Consider the following 19,450-nt stretch of genomic DNA (forward strand, 5'->3'; position numbering starts at 1 on the left):
GAACCCCCGCGGGCTTCAGGCGGGGACAGCGTCCACGTTGAGCCGGTCCCAATGGCGATGTTGAGCCATGGCGCTTATCAGGGCCTGTGAGAGCTGGCCGTCGGCCGCCTTGCGCGAGTCCCCCAGCAGGATGCCCGCGGTGGGCTCCATCAGCGCGCCGTCCCTGGTGTCCAGCGCAAAGCCCAGCGTGCCGAGCAACTGCGCGCCCTCGTTGAGCGCGCAGACAGTCTTGCAATGTTTGTAAGCCTCAAGCACGAAATGGACCGCGTCACCCAGCAGGGCCAGGGCGGCAGTACTGGCCGTGCCGCCTGGTATGAGCACCGCATCAAACATGATGGACGAGGTGTTGGAAAACGTGTGGTCCGCAGGCAGCTGCTTGCCTGAGGAGGTGGTGACATGGCCGAGCTGGGGCGCAACCACCTTGCACTGGGCGCCGGCGTCCAGCAGCTCCTGATGCAGGCGCTTGAAACTCAGCAGGTCCACGCCATCGGCAACCAGAATGGCAACCTTGCGTGTGCGGATGTTGTCGCTGGCCGGCCGGCCGGACATGCTCAGCGCCGCGTCGTCGTCGACGCTCTGCGCAATACGGTATTCGCGAAAGCCCAGCCGTCCGGCTGCGGCCCTGGCATCGGGGGCGTTGATGCCCAGCGGCGCCGCCACCCGGGCGGCCAGCCGGGCATCCACGTGCGCCAGGTTGTCGACCATGCGCTGGCGGATGTCGGGCACCTCGACCTTGGACAGCTCAAACCGGAAGGCTGCCACGATGTGGTCTTTTTCTGCCGGGCTCTGGCTGTTCCAGAACAGTGTGGCCTGCGAAAAATGGTCGTCAAAGGAGGGACTGCGCCGGCGGATCTTCGGGGATTCCAGCACCTGGGGGTGGGTGTGAAAGCCCTGGGTGCCGCCATCGGCGCGAAATTCCGCGCCTGTCGCCAGGGTGTTGGGTTCGTAAGCCACCCGACCCTTGCTGATGCCTTGGCGGTGCATGCCGTCACGCTGGAAGTTGTGGAACGGGCAGACCGCCCGGTTGATCGGGATCTCGTGAAAGTTCGCCCCGCCCAGGCGCGACAGCTGGGTGTCCGTGTAGGAAAACAGGCGCCCCTGCAGCAGCGGGTCGTCGCTGAAGTCAATGCCCGGCACCAGATGGCCGGGGTGAAACGCCACCTGTTCGGTTTCGGCAAAAAAATTGTCCGGGTTGCGGTTGAGCACCATCTTGCCGATGAGCTGCACCGGCACCACTGATTCGGGAATCAGCTTGGTCGGGTCCAGGATATCAAAGCCGAGCTTGTCTTCCTTGCCTTCCTCGATGATCTGCACACCGAGTTCCCACTCCGGAAAGTCGCCCCTGTCGATGGCTTCCCAGAGGTCCCGGCGGTGGTAGTCCGCGTCTTTTCCGGCGATTTTCTGGGCTTCGTCCCAGGCCAGGCCGTGGACGCCGAGTTTGGGTTTCCAGTGAAACTTCACAAAATGCGAATCGCCGTGCGCATTGATGAAACGGTAGGTGTGCACGCCAAAACCTTCCATCATCCGGTAGCTGCGTGGAATGGTGCGGTCCGACATCGCCCACATGAGCATGTGGGTCGATTCGGGCATCAGCGAGACAAAGTCCCAGAAGGTGTCGTGTGCGCTCGCGGCCTGCGGCATCTCGTTGTGCGGCTCGGGCTTGAGGGCATGGACCAGATCGGGGAACTTGATTGCGTCCTGAATGAAGAAGACCGGGATGTTGTTGCCCACCAGGTCGTAGTTGCCTTCATCGGTGTAGAACTTGACGGCGAAACCGCGCACGTCGCGCACCGTGTCGGCCGACCCGCGTGAACCGGCGACGGTGGAGAAACGCACGAACACCGGGGTTTCCAGCTCGGGATTCTGCAAAAAGCCGGCGCTGGTGAACTGCGTCATCGGCTTGTAGAGCTTGAAAAAACCGTGTGCCGCGGAGCCGCGTGCATGGACAACGCGCTCCGGGATGCGCTCATGGTCGAAGTGGGTGATTTTTTCGCGGAGGATGAAGTCCTCCATCAGCGTCGGACCACGCACGCCAGCCTTGAGCGAATTGTGGTTGTCCGGAATGTGCAGACCCTGGTTGGTCGTCAGCGTGCTGGCGGCGTCTGCAGTAAAAGCCTGGAGCTGTTTTTGCTTTTCGGTGGCCCCGGGAGAAAGCTTGGGGGCGCTGGCTGTACTGCGCTTGGGTTGCGTCATCAGGGTTCCTTGGAAATGGTTCAAAAAGTGGGGGTTGTCGGCCGGACAGAAAGCCCCTGCGGCAACGGACGGGGCGCTAACTGGACTCGCAGTCGAGCAGACGCTCCAGGCCTTTGGCAATCATCATCACAGCCAGTGTCGCCACCAGGGCGACCATCAGCCAGGCAATAAAGGTTTGCAGCGACTCGACCATGCCATCGGGCAACATGGCCAACAAAACGCCCAGGCAGACCAGGGCGCCCACCAGCCAGACTGCGGGTTCGAAAGGAGAATGCCGCCGCCGAGTGCCCTGGGGGCCGGGGGCGTCGTCGGGGGAGGATGCTGCGAGTGCCATCGGGTGTCCTCATGGGAAGTGAGCGGTGGAACAAAGAACCCTGGGGGAAACATTGCATAAGAGCAATCGCAGCTTAAGAGCCCGCGCGGCCGGGGGGCGTAGTTGGGGGGCGCCAGTGGCTGTAAGGGCCGTCGCGAGCCCTTGTAAGACAGGTCTTACTTCAATGCGTCGCGCTGCCTGACTGCCAGTTGGTTCGCTCAAACGTTCTCCCATGCCGTGCCCCTGCCGCGGCCGGGACATCCTCCTACAGCGCGACAGTGGGCTTTCCCTCAGGCCGGACCGCTCAGGCCTCGTAAGGTTTCAGGACTGCAACAAGGGGGATACGGCCGGGTTTGAAGTCGCCCTTGTTCACTCATTCGTTTTAGTGCCCCGGAAGATCCGGATATGACATGGAGAAAGTGCCTTGATGATCACGCCACGCCACGAAGATGAAAACACCGGGTCTGTTGTGCCATCGTGGCCGCTGAACGACGATGTGCCGCAGTCGGCCGAACAGGCCGTGCTGAGTAACCCCGTTTCGGACGGGACTCCTGCGCCTGCCGGCGAAGGTGCGGGACCTGCGGGTGTGCTGGGTCATTACCGCGCAGCACTGGCCGGCCAGGTGGCGCGCAGGCCGGGGCAGTCCGCGTTGCTTGCGCTGGCGGCGGGCGCCTTGGGCGCCGCGCTGCTGCGGTCCGCGGTCAGCCGCCGCCGACGCTGACATCTGCGCGGCACCTTGTGGAAAAGCGTCCATGAGCCTTCATCCCACTCTTCCCGCCTGGAAGGCCCACCTGCCACCCGGTAGCCCGCCGCCAGTGATGCCGCCTGCACAGGACCCGTCGCCCGAGGTGATCGAGTTACCGCCGGGTGAGCCCGTCCAGCCGGTGCGGGAGCCAGGCCATGTGAGTCCGGCGCAGGCCTTCATCGGTCTCGAAAACAGCGCGCAGATGGCCCTTCGCGCTTTGGCTCGCTGCTGTCACCTCACGGCCGTTCAGCCTTGACACCTTCGTCCGGCGCATAAGGGCGAAACCACCGGTCTTCGGGCTGGTGGATGGTATGCCGCGGAACACGGCAGCCATCCTCTTCGTCTGTTGCAGCCTCATGGTCAGCAGCACCTGGCGGCCCCCTTCCGGCACGCGGCCAAAAGCAAACCGTCACCCGGCGCGAGCCAGTGGCCGGCCAGCTGCGCTGGCGGGGAACAACCGGATGGTAATGTCCATCTGGTTGCGCCTGCAACCACTTTGTCTTTTGCTTTATAGTTGTGTCTGCAACCAACCAGGCCGCTGCCCATGACCTCCATGATTTCCCCGTTCCCGGACCGCGTGCCGGTGCTGATTGCCGGCGGCGGACCGGTCGGTCTCACCCTGGCCGCGCTGCTCTCGCGTTACGGGATCGACTGCCTGGTGGTAGAGGCCGACGAGGCTTACTGCAGCGGCAGCCGCGCCATCTGCATGTCGCGCCGCTCGCAGGAAATCCTCGGCTGGATCGGCGCGGACAGGCCGCTGGTGGACAAGGGCCTGTCCTGGGTGGGCGGGCGCAGCTACTGGCGCGACGCCGAGGTGCTGCATTTCCAGATGCCCAGCGAGCCCACCCAGCGTTTTGCGCCCATGGTCAACATCCAGCAGTTTTATGTGGAGGAGTTTGCGCACCGTGCCGGTACGGCGCAGATGGACGTGCGCTGGTCCAGCCGCGTGACGGCCGTAAGCAATGTTGCCGCTGGCGTCGATGTCGAAGTCCAGAGCCCCTCGGGAATACACAAGGTTCACGCCGACTGGGTAGTCGCTTGTGACGGTGGGCGCAGCACCGTGCGCGAGCAGCTCGGCCTGCAGCTGCAGGGCACGCAGTACGACGGCAAATACGTCATCGTCGACATCGTGCAAAAAACAAAAAGGGCGGTCGAGCGTCTGGCCTGGTTCGACCCGCCGTCCAACCCGGGCTCGACCATCCTGATGCACCGCCAGCCCGACGATGTCTGGCGCATCGACTACCAGATCCGTGACGACGAAGACCCTGTCGAGGCGGTCAAACCCGAAAACGTCTTGCCGCGTGTGCAAAGCCATTTGCGCATGATCGGCGAGGACGAGCCCTGGGAGCCGCTGTGGATCTCGATCTATAACGCCAAATGCCTGAGCCTGGACAGCTACCGTCACGGCAGCGTGCTGTTTGCCGGCGATGCCGCGCACCTGGTGCCCATCTTCGGCGTGCGCGGCCTCAACTCCGGGCTCGACGATGCCGGCAACCTGGCCTGGAAGCTGGCCGCCGTGATCGAGGGCAGGGCGGCCGAAAACCTGCTCGATTCCTATTCCACCGAGCGGGTACACGCCGCGCGCGAAAACATCGCCTATGGCGCCAAAAGCACCGAGTTCATGGCGCCGCCCAACTTTGCGTTCAAGCTCATGCGCGAAGCCACCTTGCGGCTGGCGCTCAGCGACGACAAGGTGCGGCCGCTGATCAACCCGCGCCAGTCCTCGCCCATCACCTATGTGAACTCACCGCTGAATGTGCAGCAAGCCGGTGCCTGGGCCAGCGATCTGGCCGCGCCCGGTGCGCCCGCGCCCGAGGCCCTGCTGGCCGGCCCGAACGGCCCGCTGCATCTGACGCAATGTTTTGGCCGCGACATGCTGTGCCTGGTGTTTGCCGACGGCGCTTTGCCCGATGCGCTGCGGGACTTGCCGCAGCGCGGCGTGGCGGTGCTGGCGATAGAACCCGAGGCCGACACCCTGGGCCAGGCGCGCCAGCGTTACGGCCTGCCCGACGCTGCGGCCGAGGCCCTGGTGCTGGTACGTCCTGATGGTTATGTGATGGGCCGCTGGCGCGGCCTGGACCCGGCGCCGCTGCTGGCCGCCCTGGAACAGAAAGGATTCGCCGTATGACCGATGCCGACCTTGACCGGAGTTATTCCGCCCTCTGTGAAGCCCTGGCCCAGATGGGCGAAGCCCGGGCGCCGCTTCTGCTGGCCATGCTCAGCCTGTCACTGATGAGCCGCTTTGAAGATGCCGACGAGGTCTTGCCGCTGATTGCCAATGCGCAGACGCAGTGCGCCGCCGGGGCTGGTGATGCCGCGTAAACCCGCTGGTACCCTGCGGCTGGACGAGTTCCTGACCTACCGGCTGCACCTTGTCAACAAGCTGACCGACAAGTTCAGCAGCGACGCCTATGCCGACGAGTTCGGCCTGCCCGTTGGCGAGGCCCGCTGCCTGGCGGCCATCGGCAACTTTGCGCCGCTCTCGGTGATGGAACTGGCAGCCAAAGCCAACCTCAACAAGGGCCAGGCCAGCCGCGCGGCCCAGGCGCTGGTGGACCGCGGCCTGGTGTGCAAGGAGGCCAGCACCTCCGACGGTCGAGGCGTGGTGCTGACGCTGACCCCGGCCGGCCAGGGTTTGTGGAGCCGCGTGATGGCGTTGATTGCGCGGCGCAATGACGAGATTTTTGGCTGCCTGTCGGCCACGCAGCAGCAGCAGCTGGGCCGCATGCTGGACCGGTTGATTGCCCATGCCCGGGCCTGAAACAGTCGTTTAAACGCCAAATCGGCTTGATTTGGGTTGATTCGGGGTACGAAGTACCCATGTGAGGAGCACAAGCGGGCTTAAAACCTTAAAATCGAGGGTTGCCCTTCCAGGTCCTCTTTAGGCCCCCATGAACGCCCCCATCGACGTCTCCTTTTTCGCGCGCGCCGCCAAACCCCTGACCAGCTACCGTAAGTACTGGGCCAGTCGCTTCGGCACGTCGAAATTCCTGCCCATGAGCCGGGCCGAGATGGACCAGCTCGGCTGGGACAGCTGCGACATCATCATCGTCACCGGTGACGCCTATGTGGACCACCCGAGCTTCGGCATGGCCGTGATCGGCCGCATGCTGGAGGCGCAAGGCTTTCGCGTCGGCATCATCGCGCAGCCCGACTGGCAAAGCGCGGACCCCTTCAAGGCCCTGGGCAAACCGAACCTTTTTTTCGGCGTCACCGCCGGCAACATGGACTCGATGATCAACCGCTACACGGCGGACCGCAAGATCCGCAGCGACGACGCCTACACGCCCGGCGACATTGGCGGCAAGCGGCCCGACCGCGCCGCCATCGTCTATTCGCAGCGCTGTCGCGAGGCTTACAAGGACGTGCCCATCATCCTGGGCGGTATCGAAGGTTCGCTGCGCCGCATCGCCCATTACGACTACTGGTCCGACAAGGTGCGCCGCTCCATCGCGGTGGACGCCAAGTGCGACCTGCTGCTGTACGGCAATGCCGAACGCGCGATTGTCGAAATTGCCCACCGCATCGCCGCCAAGGAACCGGTCGCCACCATGACCGACATCCGCGGCACGGCTTTCATCCGCCGCACCGGCGACGAGAGTGCGCAAGGCTGGTTCGAGATCGACTCCACCAGCGTGGATGCGCCAGGCCGGGTCGAGGCGCACGTCAACCCCTACCTGATGATTTCGGAGCAGGCCAAAGAGCAGGGCGCCAGTTGTGCGCGGGAGGACGAGGCCGCTGAAGTCGCGGCACAGGCTGAGGTCGATGCCAAGGCCTCACTCCCTCTCCCGAGGGGTGAGGGCGCGGCGAAGCCGCTGCTGGCCGCAGCCCATGCCCGGTCTTCAGCCAAGACAAACGCGGGGAGCCCTCACCCTGACCCTCTCCCAGGGGGCGAGGGGACAAAAGCCAACCCCACCATCCAGCCGCTGACCTTCGTCCCCAACCCCAGCCTTTCCCACATGCAGGGCAAGATCAAGGTCCCGCCGCGCGACCGTTCGGTGATCCGCCTGCCGTCTTACGAGCAGGTCAAAAGCGACGCCGTGCTCTACGCCCATGCCAACCGCGTGCTGCACCTGGAAACCAACCCCGGCAACGCCCGTGCGCTGGTGCAGGCGCACGGCGAGGGCGCCACCGCGCGCGACGTGTGGATCACGCCGCCGCCGATTCCGCTGACCACGGCCGAGATGGACTACGTGTTCGACCTGCCGTACGCACGCGCCCCGCACCCGGCCTACCAGGACGAAAACGGCAGCCACGACGGCGCGACCAAGATCCCGGCCTGGGAAATGATCCGTTTCAGCGTGAACATCATGCGCGGCTGTTTCGGCGGCTGCACCTTCTGCTCCATCACCGAGCACGAAGGCCGCATCATCCAGAGCCGCTCCGAAGACTCCGTCATCCGCGAGATCGAAGCCATCCGCGACACCGTCAAGGGTTTCACCGGCGCGATTTCCGACCTGGGCGGGCCCACCGCCAACATGTACCGCATCGGCTGCAAGTCGCCCGAGATCGAATCGGCCTGCCGCAAGCCGAGCTGCGTCTACCCGGGGATCTGCCAGAACCTCAACACCGACCACAACCCGCTGATCAAGATGTACCGCCGCGCGCGGGCGCTCAAGGGCGTGAAGAAAATCCTGATCAGCTCCGGCCTGCGTTACGACCTGGCCGTGCAGTCACCCGAGTACGTCAAGGAACTGGTCACGCATCACGTCGGCGGCTATTTGAAGATTGCGCCCGAGCACACCGAGCAGGGCCCGCTGACCAAGATGATGAAGCCCGGCATCGGCAGCTATGACAAGTTCAAGCAGATGTTCGAGAAGTACAGTTTAGAGGCTGGCAAGAAGCAGTTCCTGATTCCCTACTTCATCGCCGCCCACCCCGGCACCAGCGACGAAGACATGATGAATCTGGCGATCTGGCTCAAGAAAAACGGCTTTCGCGCCGACCAGGTGCAGACCTTTTACCCGTCGCCCATGGCCACCGCCACGACGATGTACCACACCAACAAAAACCCGCTGCGCAAGATCACGCGCGACAGCGAGACGGTGGACATCGTGCGCGGCGACAAGCGGCGCCGCCTGCACAAGGCCTTTTTGCGTTACCACGACGCCAACAACTGGCCGCTGCTGCGCGAGGCCCTGAAAGCCATGGGCCGCGCCGACCTGATCGGCAACGGCAAGCACCATTTGATTCCGACCTTCCAGCCCATGACCGACGGCGGTTACGTCAGCGCGCGCAAGAAAAATTCGACCACCGTGACGGCCAAACCCGTCACGCCTGTGAAGGGGCGCATCCTGACCCAGCACACCGGCCTGCCGCCGCGCGACAACGGCTCGGGCAAAGCAGGCGCCAAGCCGTTCGTGCGCAAGGTGCGCTGATCGGAAAGGCCGGGGGTCTTTAAAAAAAATCGGCCGCTAGCCCTTATCTGGTGGGCGCCACCAGCTATTAAAAAAGTAGCGACTTGTTGGCGCTGGTCATGCCGGCGTCTGCGGTTTACAGTCAGGCATGCCCCAAGACCGAACCCTGCTGCAGCACAGTCCCCAACTGAAGGTGGAGCGTGTGCTGCTGCATGAGCGTGGCGTCCAGTGGAGCCCCAGCTACCAGGTGGCCACCCAGCGCCTGGTCTTGCCGGCCAGCGGCGCCACCGAGTTCCGCATCGCCGGGCAACACATCCTGCTTGACGGCCTGACCGCGCTGTGCCTGCCCACCGGGGTGCCCTACCAGATGAAACCCTGTGCGGATGCGACGCGCACCAGCATCGTCGTCAGCGCGCAGCCGGGCATGTCCCACACGCTGCCGCCGCCGGATGCCTGGCTGCTGACGCCGCGTGTGCTGTGGCGGCTGCGCCTGCACTGGCGTGCGTTGGCGCGTGGTGCCGCGGGCGCCCGGCTTGGCGATTCCACCCAGGCCTTGCTGCAGGCCGTGCTGCCGCTGGCCGGCCCCGCGCCACGCAGTGAAGGACGCAGTGCTGCGGCGGTGCAGCGGGCGCGTCGTTTCATGGTGGAGCGTACCGCAGCCATGGGCGCCACGCGCTGGACCCTGGACGACGTGGCCGACGCCGCCTGCGCCTCGCCGTTCCATCTCGCGCGCTGCTTTCGCCAGCACACCGGCCTGAGCCTGCATGGCTACCGCCAGCGCCTGCGCCTGACGACGGCGCTGCAGCGCCTGGAAGAGGGCGAACGCGACCTCGCCGCCCTAGCACACGACCTGGGCTACAGCAGCCAGAGCCACTTCGGGGCAGCTTTTGTGCGCGAACTCGGCATCACACCCGCACAGGCCCGGCGCGAACTCACGGCCTGAAACAAGCGCCGCCACAAACGCAGGAATCTGATAGCCGCCACTGGCCCGCGCAGCCAGACTGCGTGGATGAACCGCAACCTCGCTGTCGGCCTGCTGGCCGCACTTGCCGCCGCCCTGATCGGCAGCGGCTGGCAAATCGCCTCGCGCCACGGCGTGACCACCACCCTTGGGCCGCTGGAAATAGCCGTGCTGCGTTACGGCGTGCCGGCCGTTGTGCTGTTGCCGCTGCTGCTCCAAACGGGTTTGTTGCCCCAAGGTCTGCCGCGCCGCCGGCTCGGTGTGCTGGTACTGGGCGGCGGTTTGCCCTTCGGCCTGCTGGTGCTGGCCGGGGCGCAATGGGCGCCGGCCGCGCACATGGGTGTGTTCATGGCCGGCAGCGTGCCGCTGTTCACCGCGCTGGGCGCGCGGCTGGTGCAGGGCGAGCGCATCACCGGCCTGTGCCTGGCGGGCCTGCTGTTGATCGGTGCTGGCATGGCGATGTTCGGCGCCAGCAGCCTGGCCGATGCGGCGCAAACGTGGCGCGGCGACTTGCTGTTCATCCTGGCCGCGGTGGTGTGGGCGCTCTACACACTGGCGTTTCGCGGCAGCGGCCTCACGCCGTGGCAAGGGGCGGCGGTCATCAATACCTGGTCGAGCTTGTTGCTGCTGCCTGTGCTGCTGGCCTTCGGTGCGCCGCGCCTGTTGACCGCGCCATGGGTTGACGTTGCCTGGCAGGCGCTGGGGCAGGGTGTCATCGCTGGCCTGCTGGGGCTGGTGACCTACATGATCGCCATTGCGCGGCTGGGCGCGGCGCACGCCTCGTTGTCCGCCGCGCTGGTGCCGATCAGCACTGCTCTCGGCGCGGCTTGGTTGCTGGGTGAGCCACTCGGTGTGAGTACGCTGGCGGCGAGTGCGCTGGTGGCGGGTGGTGTGGCGCTGGCCGGCGGTGCATGGGGACGGCGTGTCTGAGGCACGTTTACCCGGACGGTCATTACAATTTCATTCTTTGGGGTTTGTGGTTCCATTTAATTGTGCGGGATAGACAACAGATGTACGGAAACAGAATCGTGACAAGTACTTACGCTGCCGGTCTACCAGATGAATCCGCAGTCGCCGAGCTATACCGCAGGTTTTGCGGCCTACATCACGTTAGACATCACAAACTCTCGCGCGAAAGCTCCACATGACTTTTGACCTGCCATCTGGTTGATCGCGACCTCGACCTCAGTGCACTGGATGCCCAATTCAAGAACGATGAAATGGGCGCCAGCGCCTACGACCCGCGCGTCATGCTCAAGATCGTTTTCAGCGCGGTCGCGCTTGTGTATCTCAACTCCGTCGCCTGGCACACCAGCCTCGCCTTCGCCTTTTCGCAAAAGGCAGTCCAACGCGCCTATCTGCGCAACTTCGCCCGCCTGACCAAGGTGTCAGGGGCGGTCGTCGGTGCCTTTGGCATGCGGCTGATCGTGGGAACCCTGCAGGAACTGCGCACCCGCATGCCGTGACACGCAGGCTGACCACCCAGCGGGATGGCGTGCGCTTTGTTGGCGCCCTTCGCCTTGGAGCAGAGTCCGGCTACGATGCTGTGCAGCACCTCCAAGGAGAAACCATGCGTCAGCCTGCCAAACTCTGGCCTGCCTTTATCACCGCCACTGCGCTCTGCATGCCGTTGGGCGCGCAAACTCATTCAGGGCCATGGCCTACCCAGCAATGGGCAACGGCCACACCGGAAGAGCAGGGCATGGACTCGCGTGGGCTCGCGGCGCTGGTGGACTTTGGTGCCGCCAACGAGATGGACAGCCTGGTGGTCACGCGGCATGGCCGCCTGGTGGCCGAGGCTTACTACGCGCCTTTCAAACCGGGCATGCGGCACCGGCTCAATTCGGCCACCAAAGGCGTGGTGGCAACGCTGACGGGCATCGCCATCCAGCAGGGCAAGCTGGCCGGCACCGAGCGCCCGGTGCTGGAATTTTTTGCAGACCGCACCGTCGCCCATGTGGACGACCGGAAGAAGGCGATGACGCTGCAACACCTGCTCGACATGACCTCCGGCCTGGACTGGAAGGAGCCGCTGACGGACCAACGGCCGGACTCCCTGTTCGAGATGCTGCGCAGCCCGAACTGGGTGCAGTTTGTGCTGGACCGTCCGATGGCGCAGGCGCCGGGCGCGGCCTTCAACTACAGCAGCGGCAATTCACAATTGCTGACCGCCATTCTGGCGCGCCAGACCGGCATGGCCGTGCCCGATTTCGCGGCGCAGCAGCTGTTCCGGCCGCTGGGTATTTCGGGTGAGCAGTGGCGAAAGGACCCGCAGGGAGTCGCCACCGGCGGGTTTGGCTTGTACCTGCAGACGCGCGACATGGCCAAGCTCGGTTACCTGTACCTGCACGGCGGCGAGTGGGAGGGAAAACAGATCGTCCCGCGCAGCTGGGTGGACCGGGTCTACCAGGCCATGGTGCCGATGATGCTTTCTGCCACCACAGACCTGCGTTATGGCGACCAGTGGTGGACCCTTCCCGCGCGCAAGGCCTACATGGCCGTGGGTTACCACCGGCAGATCATTCTGGTGCTGCCGCAGAGCGGTGTGGTCCTTGCGTTGACCGGCCGGAAAAACTACCCCCTCGACCAGATGCTGGACCTGGTGGACGCAGCCGTGAAATCAGACAAGGCCCTGGCTCCCAACCCGGACGGCGTGGCCCTGCTGGCACAGCGTGCCAAAGAGGTGGCCAGCGAGAAACCGCAGGCTGCAGCCGCACCTCCCCTGGCCCAGGCCATTTCAGGCAAGACCTACCGCCTGGCCCCCAACAACCTGGGCGTCAGGGATTTCACGCTGCACCTGGGGGGCTCGCCGTCGTATGAGATCGTCAGCTTCGTGGCACGCGGCAGCAGCGACACGAAGAAGGTGTCGCTGCCGCTCGGGCTGAACGGACAGTTCGCGCCGGCCGGCGCCACCGACGGCGCCGTCTTCGTCAGCAAGGCCAGCTGGACCGACCTCGACACCCTGAGCGTGCTGGTGCGTCAACCCGAGGAAGCCGAGACGGTGCGTTACGTTCTGAAGTTCACCGGCAACAAGGTGGCTCTCACCCATGTCAACGCGTTTGGCTTTCAGCAAAACCTGACCGGTGAAACCAGCGACTGACAGGGCTGCCGGTGCTGCTGGGGGTGGGTGCACCGCGCCTGCTGAGCGCGCCCTGGACCGACGTGGCCTGGCAGGCGCTGGGGCAGGGCGCAGTCGCCGACCTGCTGGGGTTGGCGACCTACATGATGGCCATTGCAAAGTTGGGCGCGGCGCGGGCCTCGCTGTCGGCGGCCCTGGTGCCGCTCCTGACGGCCGTGGGCGCTGCCTGGCTGCTGGGCGAGCCACTGGGTGCCAGCACGCTGGCTGCCAGTGCCCTGGTGGCTGGCGGCGTGGCGCTGGCCGGCGGTGCATGGGGACGGCGTGCCTGAGGCACGTTTACCCGGACGGTCATTACAATTTCATTCTGTGGGGTTTGTGGTTCCATTTAATTGTGCGGGGTAAACAACAGATGTCTGAAAACCGAACTGCGACAAGCACTTGCGCTGCCGGGTGTCCCAGATTAATCAACAGCCGCCAAGTTATGCAGCAGGTTTTACGGTCTAAATGACGTTAGAGCGCAATGTCCGCTTGGTTGCTCCTCGTTTTCACCTGCGCCTGCGCGGCGCTGGCAATAGACGCCTTCCGAATGCGTGAGCCATTGCGTGAGACACCGTGGCGCTTCTGGCCGACGGAATGGAAAAAGGGCCAAGGCCACCTTACCCTCGCGCAACAGGACGAACTGCAACGCCAATCCAGCGTGCGTCATTGGTCATTTCTTGGTTTGGGCTGGTTGGCGTGGTGTTTCTCCCTAATGACTGTTCTCCTTGCGGTTCTCACGGTGAGAGCCTTCGCGTCATGAGGGACCGGCAGCCTCTCGTGGAGCGCTCTAACAGGTTGTTCGACACGGACGCACACTTGCTTTCGTGCGCTTCGCTCACGCGCCTCATGTGCGCCGGTCAACGCCGACGTTAAGCATCAACTATGGATAAGAGCATCTCAATCGAATCACCACGACCCCCCGACGGTTTGCCGATGTATCGGCTGCTCACGGGACCAGACGACGCTGCTTTCTGCCGCCGTGTCAGCGAAGCCATTGCTTTGGGATACAAGCTCTACGGATCGCCCTCAGCAACTTTCGACGGAAAAACTGTCATCGTTGCGCAAGCCCTTGTTTGGCCGTCCGTCCAAACTGCAATAGCGCACTCGCAATCGTGATCGAGTTCACAGCTCGTTCTGGTCGCTTGATGTTGAACAGCCAACGCGGTCCCGCAACTCAAGGCTTCGACTTCGGCGCGTATGTTGTGGTCCTGTTGCCTTTAACCTCGGGCATCGCATGACTGAGACTTCCGAAATTGATCGCGTCGTCTTCCACGAAGTCACCGCCGACAGGTGGCCTGACTTCGAGAGGCTTTTCGAATGTCGAGGCGGCCCAAAGGCTTGTTGGTGTATGGTCTGGCGCGCCACGCCAGAGGAAGCAAAGCACACGGATGGCGTAAGCCGCAAAGCCGCCATGGCCAAACGTATCGCTGCCGGAACGATGGTCGGGTTGCTTGGCTATCTTGATGAAGAGCCCGTCGCGTGGTGCTCCGTGGCACCACGATCGACCTATCGTCGGCTCGTTGATGATGGCAGCCTCGACGAAGGTATTTGGTCAATCGCTTGCTTCTTCGTTGTTCGCAGACTGCGCGGTCAAGGTATTACTCAGCGAATCATTGCCGCAGCTACCGACTTTGCCAGGTCCAGAGGCGCGTCGATTGTGGAGGCTTATCCGGTCGATCCAGAGTCTCCGAGCTATCGGTTCATGGGTTTCGTTCCCACATTCGAAGCCGCAGGGTTTTGCGAGGTGGGGCGCGCCGGTACTCGGCGACATGTTTTTCAGCTGAGGCTTGCGTGAGTGAAGCGGTGCCCAACCCTACAGTCAAACGGACCTGCGCGAAAAGCCGCACAGGCCGCTCTCTTTAAACGCAAGTCGTCATGAACCTCCTCGCCATCTCTGGGAGCCTCAGGGCTGCCTCGATCAATTCGGCCTTCTGCCGAGTTGTCGCCCGGCTTGCTCCGGCGTCACTCCCGGTCACGGTGTTCTCCGGGCTCGGTGAACTCCCTCTCTTCAATCCAGACCTGGAATCCAGCCTGCCGCGCTCAGTGCAGGAGTTCCGCACCATCGTCGGCCGCGCAGACGCACTCCTCATCGCAAGCCCGGAGTACGCCCATGGCATTTCGGGTGTCATGAAGAACGCACTCGACTGGCTCGTCAGCTACGAAGGTACTGTTCACAAGCCAGTTGCGCTCATCAACACGTCACCTCGCGCGCGGCATGCCTATCAGTCCTTGCGCGAGATCTTGCAGACCATGTCGGCCAGCATCATTGACGAGGCATCGATCTCGCTTCCGTTGCTGGGCTCCTGCACAACTGAAGATGCCATGCTCTCCGCGCCTGAGGTGCACCGCTCTGCTCAAGCAGCTCTCGCGGCAATTGTTGCGCACCTGGCCGGCTCAAGCCCCAAAGGCCCAACATTCCCGTTGGCATAGAGCGCCGGCGCAGAGATGACGCCTGACCCTTCGTATACGGACTCCCCCACAAAGGCAGGGAACTGACCGATCGTTTTGTGCCAGCCGGTTCTCGCCGCATGGATTCAGGGCCAGGCCCAGGATGACGCGCGGAGGAGGGCGGGACGGGGTTTGCTTACTTCTGAATAAAATCAGCCGTCAGCCCTTATTCGACGGGCGCGACCAGCTATTAAATAAGTAGCATTCCGGTGCATTCCAGTAACGCCGTTGCGCTGCCTTTGACCTTCCACAAGGCCGGGCATGTCCGGGCGCGCAACAATTCAGGTTTTTGAACTGCCCATGCTCGGATTTCTGCCTTCCTTTCTCCGCGGTGTGATTGCGCTGCTTCTGCTGGTCATCAACACGCTGTTCTGGTGCACGCTGCTGTTTGCCGCGTCGCTGGTCAAGCTGGTGCTGCCTTTCAAGGCGGTGCGTGTGCGCATCGACCCCTTGCTCAACGCGATTGCCACCGCCTGGATCGCCTGCAACAGTGGCTGGATGCGGCTGACGCAAGCTACCCGCTGGGACGTGGCCGGTGTGGACGCGCTGCGTTACGAAGGCTGGTACCTGGTCAATGCCAACCACCAGTCCTGGGTGGACATCTTTGTGCTGCAGCATGTGCTGAACCGGCGCATTCCCATGCTGAAGTTTTTCCTCAAACAGGAACTGATCTGGGTGCCGGTCATCGGCCTGGCCTGGTGGGCGCTGGACTTTCCCTTCATGAAGCGCCACACCAAGGCCGACCTGCGCAAACACCCCGAGCGGCGCCTGCAGGACCGCGAGGCCACCAAACGTGCCTGCGAGAAATTTGCGCTGGTACCCACCAGCGTGATGAACTTCGCCGAGGGCACACGTTTCACGCGCGCCAAACACGCGTCGCAGGCCTCGCCCTACCGGCATCTGCTCAAGCCCAAGGCCGGCGCGCTGGCGCTGGCGGTCAACGCCATGGGCGAAAAATTCCACTCGCTGATTGACGTGACCATCGTCTACCCGGCCGGTGCGCCGTCCTTCTGGCAGTTTCTCTGCGGCCAGGCGCCCCGCATCATCGTGCACGTCCAGCAGTTGCCGATTCCCCCCGAGTTCAGCGAGGGGGACTACGCCGCCGACGCGGAGTTTCGCATGCGTTTCCAGCAATGGCTTGCCGACCTGTGGGAGCGCAAGGACCAGCAGATCAGCCTGCTGCTGCAGCGCTGAACTTTCCGGATGGGCAACAAGAATGCAAGAAAAACAGGCCTTTGGCCCTTGTCGGTCGTGCGCTGGCAGCTATAAATTCAGTAGCAACCGGCAGCCGGAAACCGGAAACAGCCATGAACTCCACCCAGCCCTGGCGCGGGCCTTGGGGTTCAGGCCGGCGCCGGGCCGGCCGAACGCGCCTTGGCAAGCACGCGCTTGAGGGTGTGCAGCACTTCCTCGTTCGAGGTGTTGGCTTTGACCAGTACCGCAGCAAACCGGGCGGCCTCGGCACGGCTCAGCGCCGTGGCGGAGAACACCACCACCGGCGGTGACGGGTGCAGCGCCTCGATGTCTGCAAGCACCTCCCAGCCCGACCCACCGCGCAAGGTCAGGTCCAGCAGCACCAGGTCGAAGTGCTGCTCCCGCAGCCGCGCACGTGCTTCCTCGGGTGAGGCGGCAAACTCGAAAACCGCAAAGTCCTGCGCAATGGCGGCCGTGATGCGCTGCATGTCGAAGTCGTCCTCGACATGCAGGATGCGCGGCTTGCCTGCGGCCATGCGGCCGATGGCAAGTTCAAGCGCGAGGATCAGCTGGTTTTCGTTGATGGGTTTTTCCAGCCAGTCCGAGACGTTCAGCGGCAGGTTGTTGCATTCGATCCGTTCCTCGCTGGCCGAGGCCGACACCACAACGATGGGCAGATCGCGCGTGTGTGCCTGCCGCCGCAAGGTCAGGACCAGCGTGATGCCGTCCTGGTCGGGCAGTCCCAGGTCCACCGTCATTGCGGCGTAGCTGGTCTTTTCCAGAAAGGCCAGTGCCATGGTGGCGGTGTAGGCGCGGTCCACGTCAAAACCGCCTTTTTCCAGCATCAGGCCGATCAGGTGGGCCATGTCGTGGTCGTCTTCGCACACGAGAATGCGCGGGCGTGTACCGGCCGCTGTGGTGGCAGCAGGCGTGGTGGTGGCCGGCGTTGCCAGGAGCTGGTCCTTGGGCTGCGGCCATTGTGATTGCGGCAGCTCAAGGAAAAAGGTGGTGCCCGCTCCGGCTTCACTGTCGAAACCGATGCTGCCGCCCAGGCGTTCGATGATCGCCTTCGAGATGTTCAGGCCCAGCCCGGTGCCGCTGGTCTGGCGCGTGTCGGACGAGTCGGCCTGCGAGAACTTCTGGAAGATACGCTTGCGAAACTCGTCGGGAATGCCGGGGCCGCGGTCGCGCACCTCGACCCGCACGCCCAGGCCGGCGCGCGTGACATGCACATCCACCGTTTCATCCGGCGGGGAAAACTTCATGGCGTTGGACAGCAGGTTGGTCACGACCTGGGTGAGGCGGTCGCTGTCCGCGTAGACCTGCAGGGTCTCGTCGGGGCAAAACAGGCGCAGTTGCACGTTTTTTGCGGTACCGAAACCTTCGTTGGCCGCCAGCGCCTGCTCCAGCAGGGGTTTGAGCAGCAGCACCCGCAGGTCGAGCTGCATCTTGCCGGACTCGATCTTCTCGATGTCCAGAATGTCGTTGATCAGGCGTATCAGGCGCTCGCAGTTGTTCTTGGCAATCTCCACCAGTTTCCTGACACCGTCGGGAAGCTGGCCGGCCACGCCGCCGGCAATCAGGCCCAGCGAGCCGCGGATGGAGGTCAGCGGGGTGCGTAACTCGTGGCTGACGGTGGAGACAAACTCGCTCTTGGCGCGGTCCAGCCGCTTCAGTTCAGTGACGTCATTGACCAGCGAGTAAAAACCGACGACCCGGCCTTCCTCGGCGTCCTCGCCGTATCGCGGGAAGTAGTGAACCAGGTAGTCGCGCAGGTCGCCCTCCGGGTTTTTTTGCGAGCGTTCGTAAACCACCGGATAGCCCGACATCACCTCCTCGATCCGGGGCCGCACCGCCTCATACAGCTTGTCGCCGGTAACCTCGCGCAGGGTTTTTCCGTTGATCTGCGCATACGTCAAACCGAAGGCTTTTTCATAGGCCTGGTTATGAAAGCGAAAGCGCTCCTCGGCATCGACATAGGTGATCCAGGCCGGAACGGTGTCCGTGATCTCGCGCAACTGGGCGTTGGCATCACGTGCGGCTTTCTCCGAGTGAACCAGTTTGCGCACCAGCGGCGTGACCAGAACACTGAGCAGCAGCATGCCGACAATCGCCAGACCCGCCAGCAGGGGCAGGATGTACTTGAGCTGCGCATAGACGGGCGCGTAGAGCTCCTTCTGGTCGATCTTGAGCACCATGCCGAACCCGAATGGCGCAAGGGGCGCGTAGGCGGCCGCCACCTGTTCGCGCCGGTAATCCTGGGCAACGATGATGCCGGTCTTCCCGAGCAGGGCGTGGTTCATGGGCAGGGCTTTACCCTCGACGACACGCGCAACGCGCCTGAACTCCGTGCCGGACAGGCGCCCCAGAAAACAATCCATGTCATTGCTGCCATTGTCCAGCTGTGCGCAGATGGCGGACTCGGCACTTTGGCCTATGGTGGCCACATCACCAAAGACCCTGGTCAGCAAGGGGCGGGCGGCCTCCGTCGTGACCTCGCCCACGCGGCGGCCCTGGGAGTCGAGGATGTCCAGGCGCGTCCGGACAATGAATCTGTCGTTCCATTGCAGGTAGGCGCGGTCCTTCTGGCTCAGCAGGACGTGTTGATGGTCATCGCGGGAAAAACTGCCGGCGCGGGCCACTTCACGGCCGTCCGCAGCATGAAAGGCCAGGCCATCGAAGCCGGTGGGAAGAAACGAGATCGCGGCCCGCTGTATGGTCAGTGCTGCCGCGGCATCGTCCGGCCTGGCCTCGAGAAGCTTCAGGGTTTCCACCAGAAAGGGACGCGTCGCCACGGTACGTGCGTCGGTCAGGGCCTGGCTGATCTGGCTTTCAAACAGGCGGGCATTGCTTTGCAGCGTTGCCTGCAGACTGCGGCTGAGAACAGACTCTGTCTGCCGCTCCATGACGACATACGCGGCCAGACCTGCTGCCAGATTCGCCGCCAGAAAGATGATCCCGCCGATGAGGCTGATCCGGTGATCTTGGCGCATTGAAAACAAGGGGACTCTCTTCGTATCGGGAGTTTGATTATCCAGCGTTGCCGCGCCGGTGCAGCGCCTTCCCACCTGAATACGTGTCAGGGAAAGCGCCGTGAGCGTCGTTTGCGCGTGCACCCGGG

Annotated in this window: 18 protein-coding genes; 15 read left to right on the plus strand and 3 right to left on the minus strand. The window is 63.8% G+C overall.

Annotated features, from left to right (window positions below; all coding sequences use genetic code 11):
* Positions 1–15: 15 nt before the first annotated feature.
* Complete coding sequence (locus PSV26_RS17340; RefSeq protein ID WP_300572394.1) at positions 16–2,193, minus strand: catalase; 2,178 nt, start codon at positions 2,191–2,193, stop codon at positions 16–18.
* A gap of 76 nt (positions 2,194–2,269) precedes the next feature.
* Positions 2,270–2,527 carry a hypothetical protein gene (locus tag PSV26_RS17345; protein WP_300572396.1) on the minus strand — a complete coding sequence of 86 codons (258 nt, stop codon included), beginning with the start codon at positions 2,525–2,527 and terminating at the stop codon, positions 2,270–2,272.
* Between the two features lie 406 nt (positions 2,528–2,933).
* Here PSV26_RS17345 and PSV26_RS17350 point away from each other — a divergent pair, with 406 nt between their 5' ends.
* The 15 genes from PSV26_RS17350 (at position 2,934) to PSV26_RS17420 (ending at position 16,329) form a co-directional block, all read left to right on the plus strand.
* Positions 2,934–3,227 carry a hypothetical protein gene (locus PSV26_RS17350; RefSeq protein ID WP_300572398.1) on the plus strand — a complete coding sequence of 98 codons (294 nt, stop codon included), beginning with the start codon at positions 2,934–2,936 and terminating at the stop codon, positions 3,225–3,227.
* A gap of 31 nt (positions 3,228–3,258) precedes the next feature.
* On the plus strand, positions 3,259–3,507 hold the full coding sequence (locus tag PSV26_RS17355) for a hypothetical protein (RefSeq protein WP_300572400.1): 249 nt from the start codon (positions 3,259–3,261) through the stop codon (positions 3,505–3,507).
* 288 nt (positions 3,508–3,795) lie between these two features.
* Positions 3,796–5,379, plus strand: a complete 1,584-nt coding sequence (locus PSV26_RS17360; protein ID WP_300572402.1) for an FAD-dependent monooxygenase — start codon at positions 3,796–3,798, stop codon at positions 5,377–5,379.
* Positions 5,376–5,573: a hypothetical protein gene (locus tag PSV26_RS17365; protein WP_300520554.1), complete on the plus strand. Its 198-nt coding sequence runs from the start codon at positions 5,376–5,378 to the stop codon at positions 5,571–5,573. The genes PSV26_RS17360 and PSV26_RS17365 overlap by 4 nt, the downstream gene beginning before the upstream one ends.
* Complete coding sequence (locus PSV26_RS17370; RefSeq protein ID WP_300572404.1) at positions 5,563–6,012, plus strand: MarR family winged helix-turn-helix transcriptional regulator; 450 nt, start codon at positions 5,563–5,565, stop codon at positions 6,010–6,012. The genes PSV26_RS17365 and PSV26_RS17370 overlap by 11 nt, the downstream gene beginning before the upstream one ends.
* Positions 6,013–6,142: 130 nt before the next feature.
* Entirely contained in the window at positions 6,143–8,629 is a 2,487-nt protein-coding gene (locus tag PSV26_RS17375; RefSeq protein WP_300572406.1) for a YgiQ family radical SAM protein, read from the plus strand.
* A 127-nt stretch (positions 8,630–8,756) separates the two neighbouring features.
* Positions 8,757–9,551 carry a helix-turn-helix transcriptional regulator gene (locus PSV26_RS17380; RefSeq protein ID WP_300520560.1) on the plus strand — a complete coding sequence of 265 codons (795 nt, stop codon included), beginning with the start codon at positions 8,757–8,759 and terminating at the stop codon, positions 9,549–9,551.
* Positions 9,552–9,617: 66 nt separating this feature from the next.
* Positions 9,618–10,499: a DMT family transporter gene (locus PSV26_RS17385; RefSeq protein ID WP_300572408.1), complete on the plus strand. Its 882-nt coding sequence runs from the start codon at positions 9,618–9,620 to the stop codon at positions 10,497–10,499.
* A 221-nt stretch (positions 10,500–10,720) separates the two neighbouring features.
* Positions 10,721–11,035, plus strand: a complete 315-nt coding sequence (locus PSV26_RS17390) for a hypothetical protein (RefSeq protein WP_300572410.1) — start codon at positions 10,721–10,723, stop codon at positions 11,033–11,035.
* Between the two features lie 104 nt (positions 11,036–11,139).
* Positions 11,140–12,669, plus strand: a complete 1,530-nt coding sequence (locus PSV26_RS17395) for a serine hydrolase (protein ID WP_300572432.1) — start codon at positions 11,140–11,142, stop codon at positions 12,667–12,669.
* A gap of 11 nt (positions 12,670–12,680) precedes the next feature.
* Positions 12,681–12,977: an EamA family transporter gene (locus tag PSV26_RS17400; protein WP_300572434.1), complete on the plus strand. Its 297-nt coding sequence runs from the start codon at positions 12,681–12,683 to the stop codon at positions 12,975–12,977.
* 592 nt (positions 12,978–13,569) lie between these two features.
* Positions 13,570–13,803 carry a DUF1737 domain-containing protein gene (locus tag PSV26_RS17405; RefSeq protein ID WP_300520567.1) on the plus strand — a complete coding sequence of 78 codons (234 nt, stop codon included), beginning with the start codon at positions 13,570–13,572 and terminating at the stop codon, positions 13,801–13,803.
* A 118-nt stretch (positions 13,804–13,921) separates the two neighbouring features.
* Positions 13,922–14,482, plus strand: coding sequence for a GNAT family N-acetyltransferase (locus PSV26_RS17410; protein ID WP_300572436.1), 561 nt, complete (start codon positions 13,922–13,924; stop codon positions 14,480–14,482).
* Between the two features lie 80 nt (positions 14,483–14,562).
* The gene (locus tag PSV26_RS17415; RefSeq protein WP_300572437.1) at positions 14,563–15,117 is read left to right on the plus strand and encodes an NADPH-dependent FMN reductase; all 555 of its coding nucleotides are present in this window, start codon (positions 14,563–14,565) and stop codon (positions 15,115–15,117) included.
* A 318-nt stretch (positions 15,118–15,435) separates the two neighbouring features.
* Positions 15,436–16,329, plus strand: coding sequence for an acyltransferase (locus PSV26_RS17420; RefSeq protein ID WP_300572439.1), 894 nt, complete (start codon positions 15,436–15,438; stop codon positions 16,327–16,329).
* A 149-nt stretch (positions 16,330–16,478) separates the two neighbouring features.
* On the opposite strand, the gene PSV26_RS17425 is transcribed toward PSV26_RS17420, so the two are convergent.
* The gene (locus tag PSV26_RS17425; protein ID WP_300572710.1) at positions 16,479–19,322 is read right to left on the minus strand and encodes an ATP-binding protein; all 2,844 of its coding nucleotides are present in this window, start codon (positions 19,320–19,322) and stop codon (positions 16,479–16,481) included.
* Between the last annotated feature and the right edge of the window lie 128 nt (positions 19,323–19,450).

It is taken from the genome of Polaromonas sp. (genome assembly GCF_029945685.1).
Taxonomy (GTDB): Bacteria; Pseudomonadota; Gammaproteobacteria; order Burkholderiales; family Burkholderiaceae_C; genus Polaromonas.

Excerpts from the sequence above, each read along its gene's own strand:
- PSV26_RS17420 (WP_300572439.1), top strand. The coding sequence starts at position 15,436 with ATGCTCGGATTTCTGCCTTCCTTTCTCCGCGGTGTGATTGCGCTGCTT.
- PSV26_RS17380 (WP_300520560.1), top strand. The coding sequence starts at position 8,757 with ATGCCCCAAGACCGAACCCTGCTGCAGCACAGTCCCCAACTGAAGGTG.
- PSV26_RS17370 (WP_300572404.1), top strand. The coding sequence starts at position 5,563 with ATGCCGCGTAAACCCGCTGGTACCCTGCGGCTGGACGAGTTCCTGACC.
- PSV26_RS17365 (WP_300520554.1), top strand. The coding sequence starts at position 5,376 with ATGACCGATGCCGACCTTGACCGGAGTTATTCCGCCCTCTGTGAAGCC.
- PSV26_RS17415 (WP_300572437.1), top strand. The coding sequence starts at position 14,563 with ATGAACCTCCTCGCCATCTCTGGGAGCCTCAGGGCTGCCTCGATCAAT.
- PSV26_RS17360 (WP_300572402.1), top strand. The coding sequence starts at position 3,796 with ATGACCTCCATGATTTCCCCGTTCCCGGACCGCGTGCCGGTGCTGATT.
- PSV26_RS17355 (WP_300572400.1), top strand. The coding sequence starts at position 3,259 with ATGAGCCTTCATCCCACTCTTCCCGCCTGGAAGGCCCACCTGCCACCC.
- PSV26_RS17350 (WP_300572398.1), top strand. The coding sequence starts at position 2,934 with ATGATCACGCCACGCCACGAAGATGAAAACACCGGGTCTGTTGTGCCA.
- PSV26_RS17385 (WP_300572408.1), top strand. The coding sequence starts at position 9,618 with ATGAACCGCAACCTCGCTGTCGGCCTGCTGGCCGCACTTGCCGCCGCC.
- PSV26_RS17395 (WP_300572432.1), top strand. The coding sequence starts at position 11,140 with ATGCGTCAGCCTGCCAAACTCTGGCCTGCCTTTATCACCGCCACTGCG.
- PSV26_RS17425 (WP_300572710.1), bottom strand. The coding sequence starts at position 19,322 with ATGCGCCAAGATCACCGGATCAGCCTCATCGGCGGGATCATCTTTCTG.
- PSV26_RS17410 (WP_300572436.1), top strand. The coding sequence starts at position 13,922 with ATGACTGAGACTTCCGAAATTGATCGCGTCGTCTTCCACGAAGTCACC.
- PSV26_RS17405 (WP_300520567.1), top strand. The coding sequence starts at position 13,570 with ATGGATAAGAGCATCTCAATCGAATCACCACGACCCCCCGACGGTTTG.
- PSV26_RS17375 (WP_300572406.1), top strand. The coding sequence starts at position 6,143 with ATGAACGCCCCCATCGACGTCTCCTTTTTCGCGCGCGCCGCCAAACCC.
- PSV26_RS17340 (WP_300572394.1), bottom strand. The coding sequence starts at position 2,193 with ATGACGCAACCCAAGCGCAGTACAGCCAGCGCCCCCAAGCTTTCTCCC.
- PSV26_RS17345 (WP_300572396.1), bottom strand. The coding sequence starts at position 2,527 with ATGGCACTCGCAGCATCCTCCCCCGACGACGCCCCCGGCCCCCAGGGC.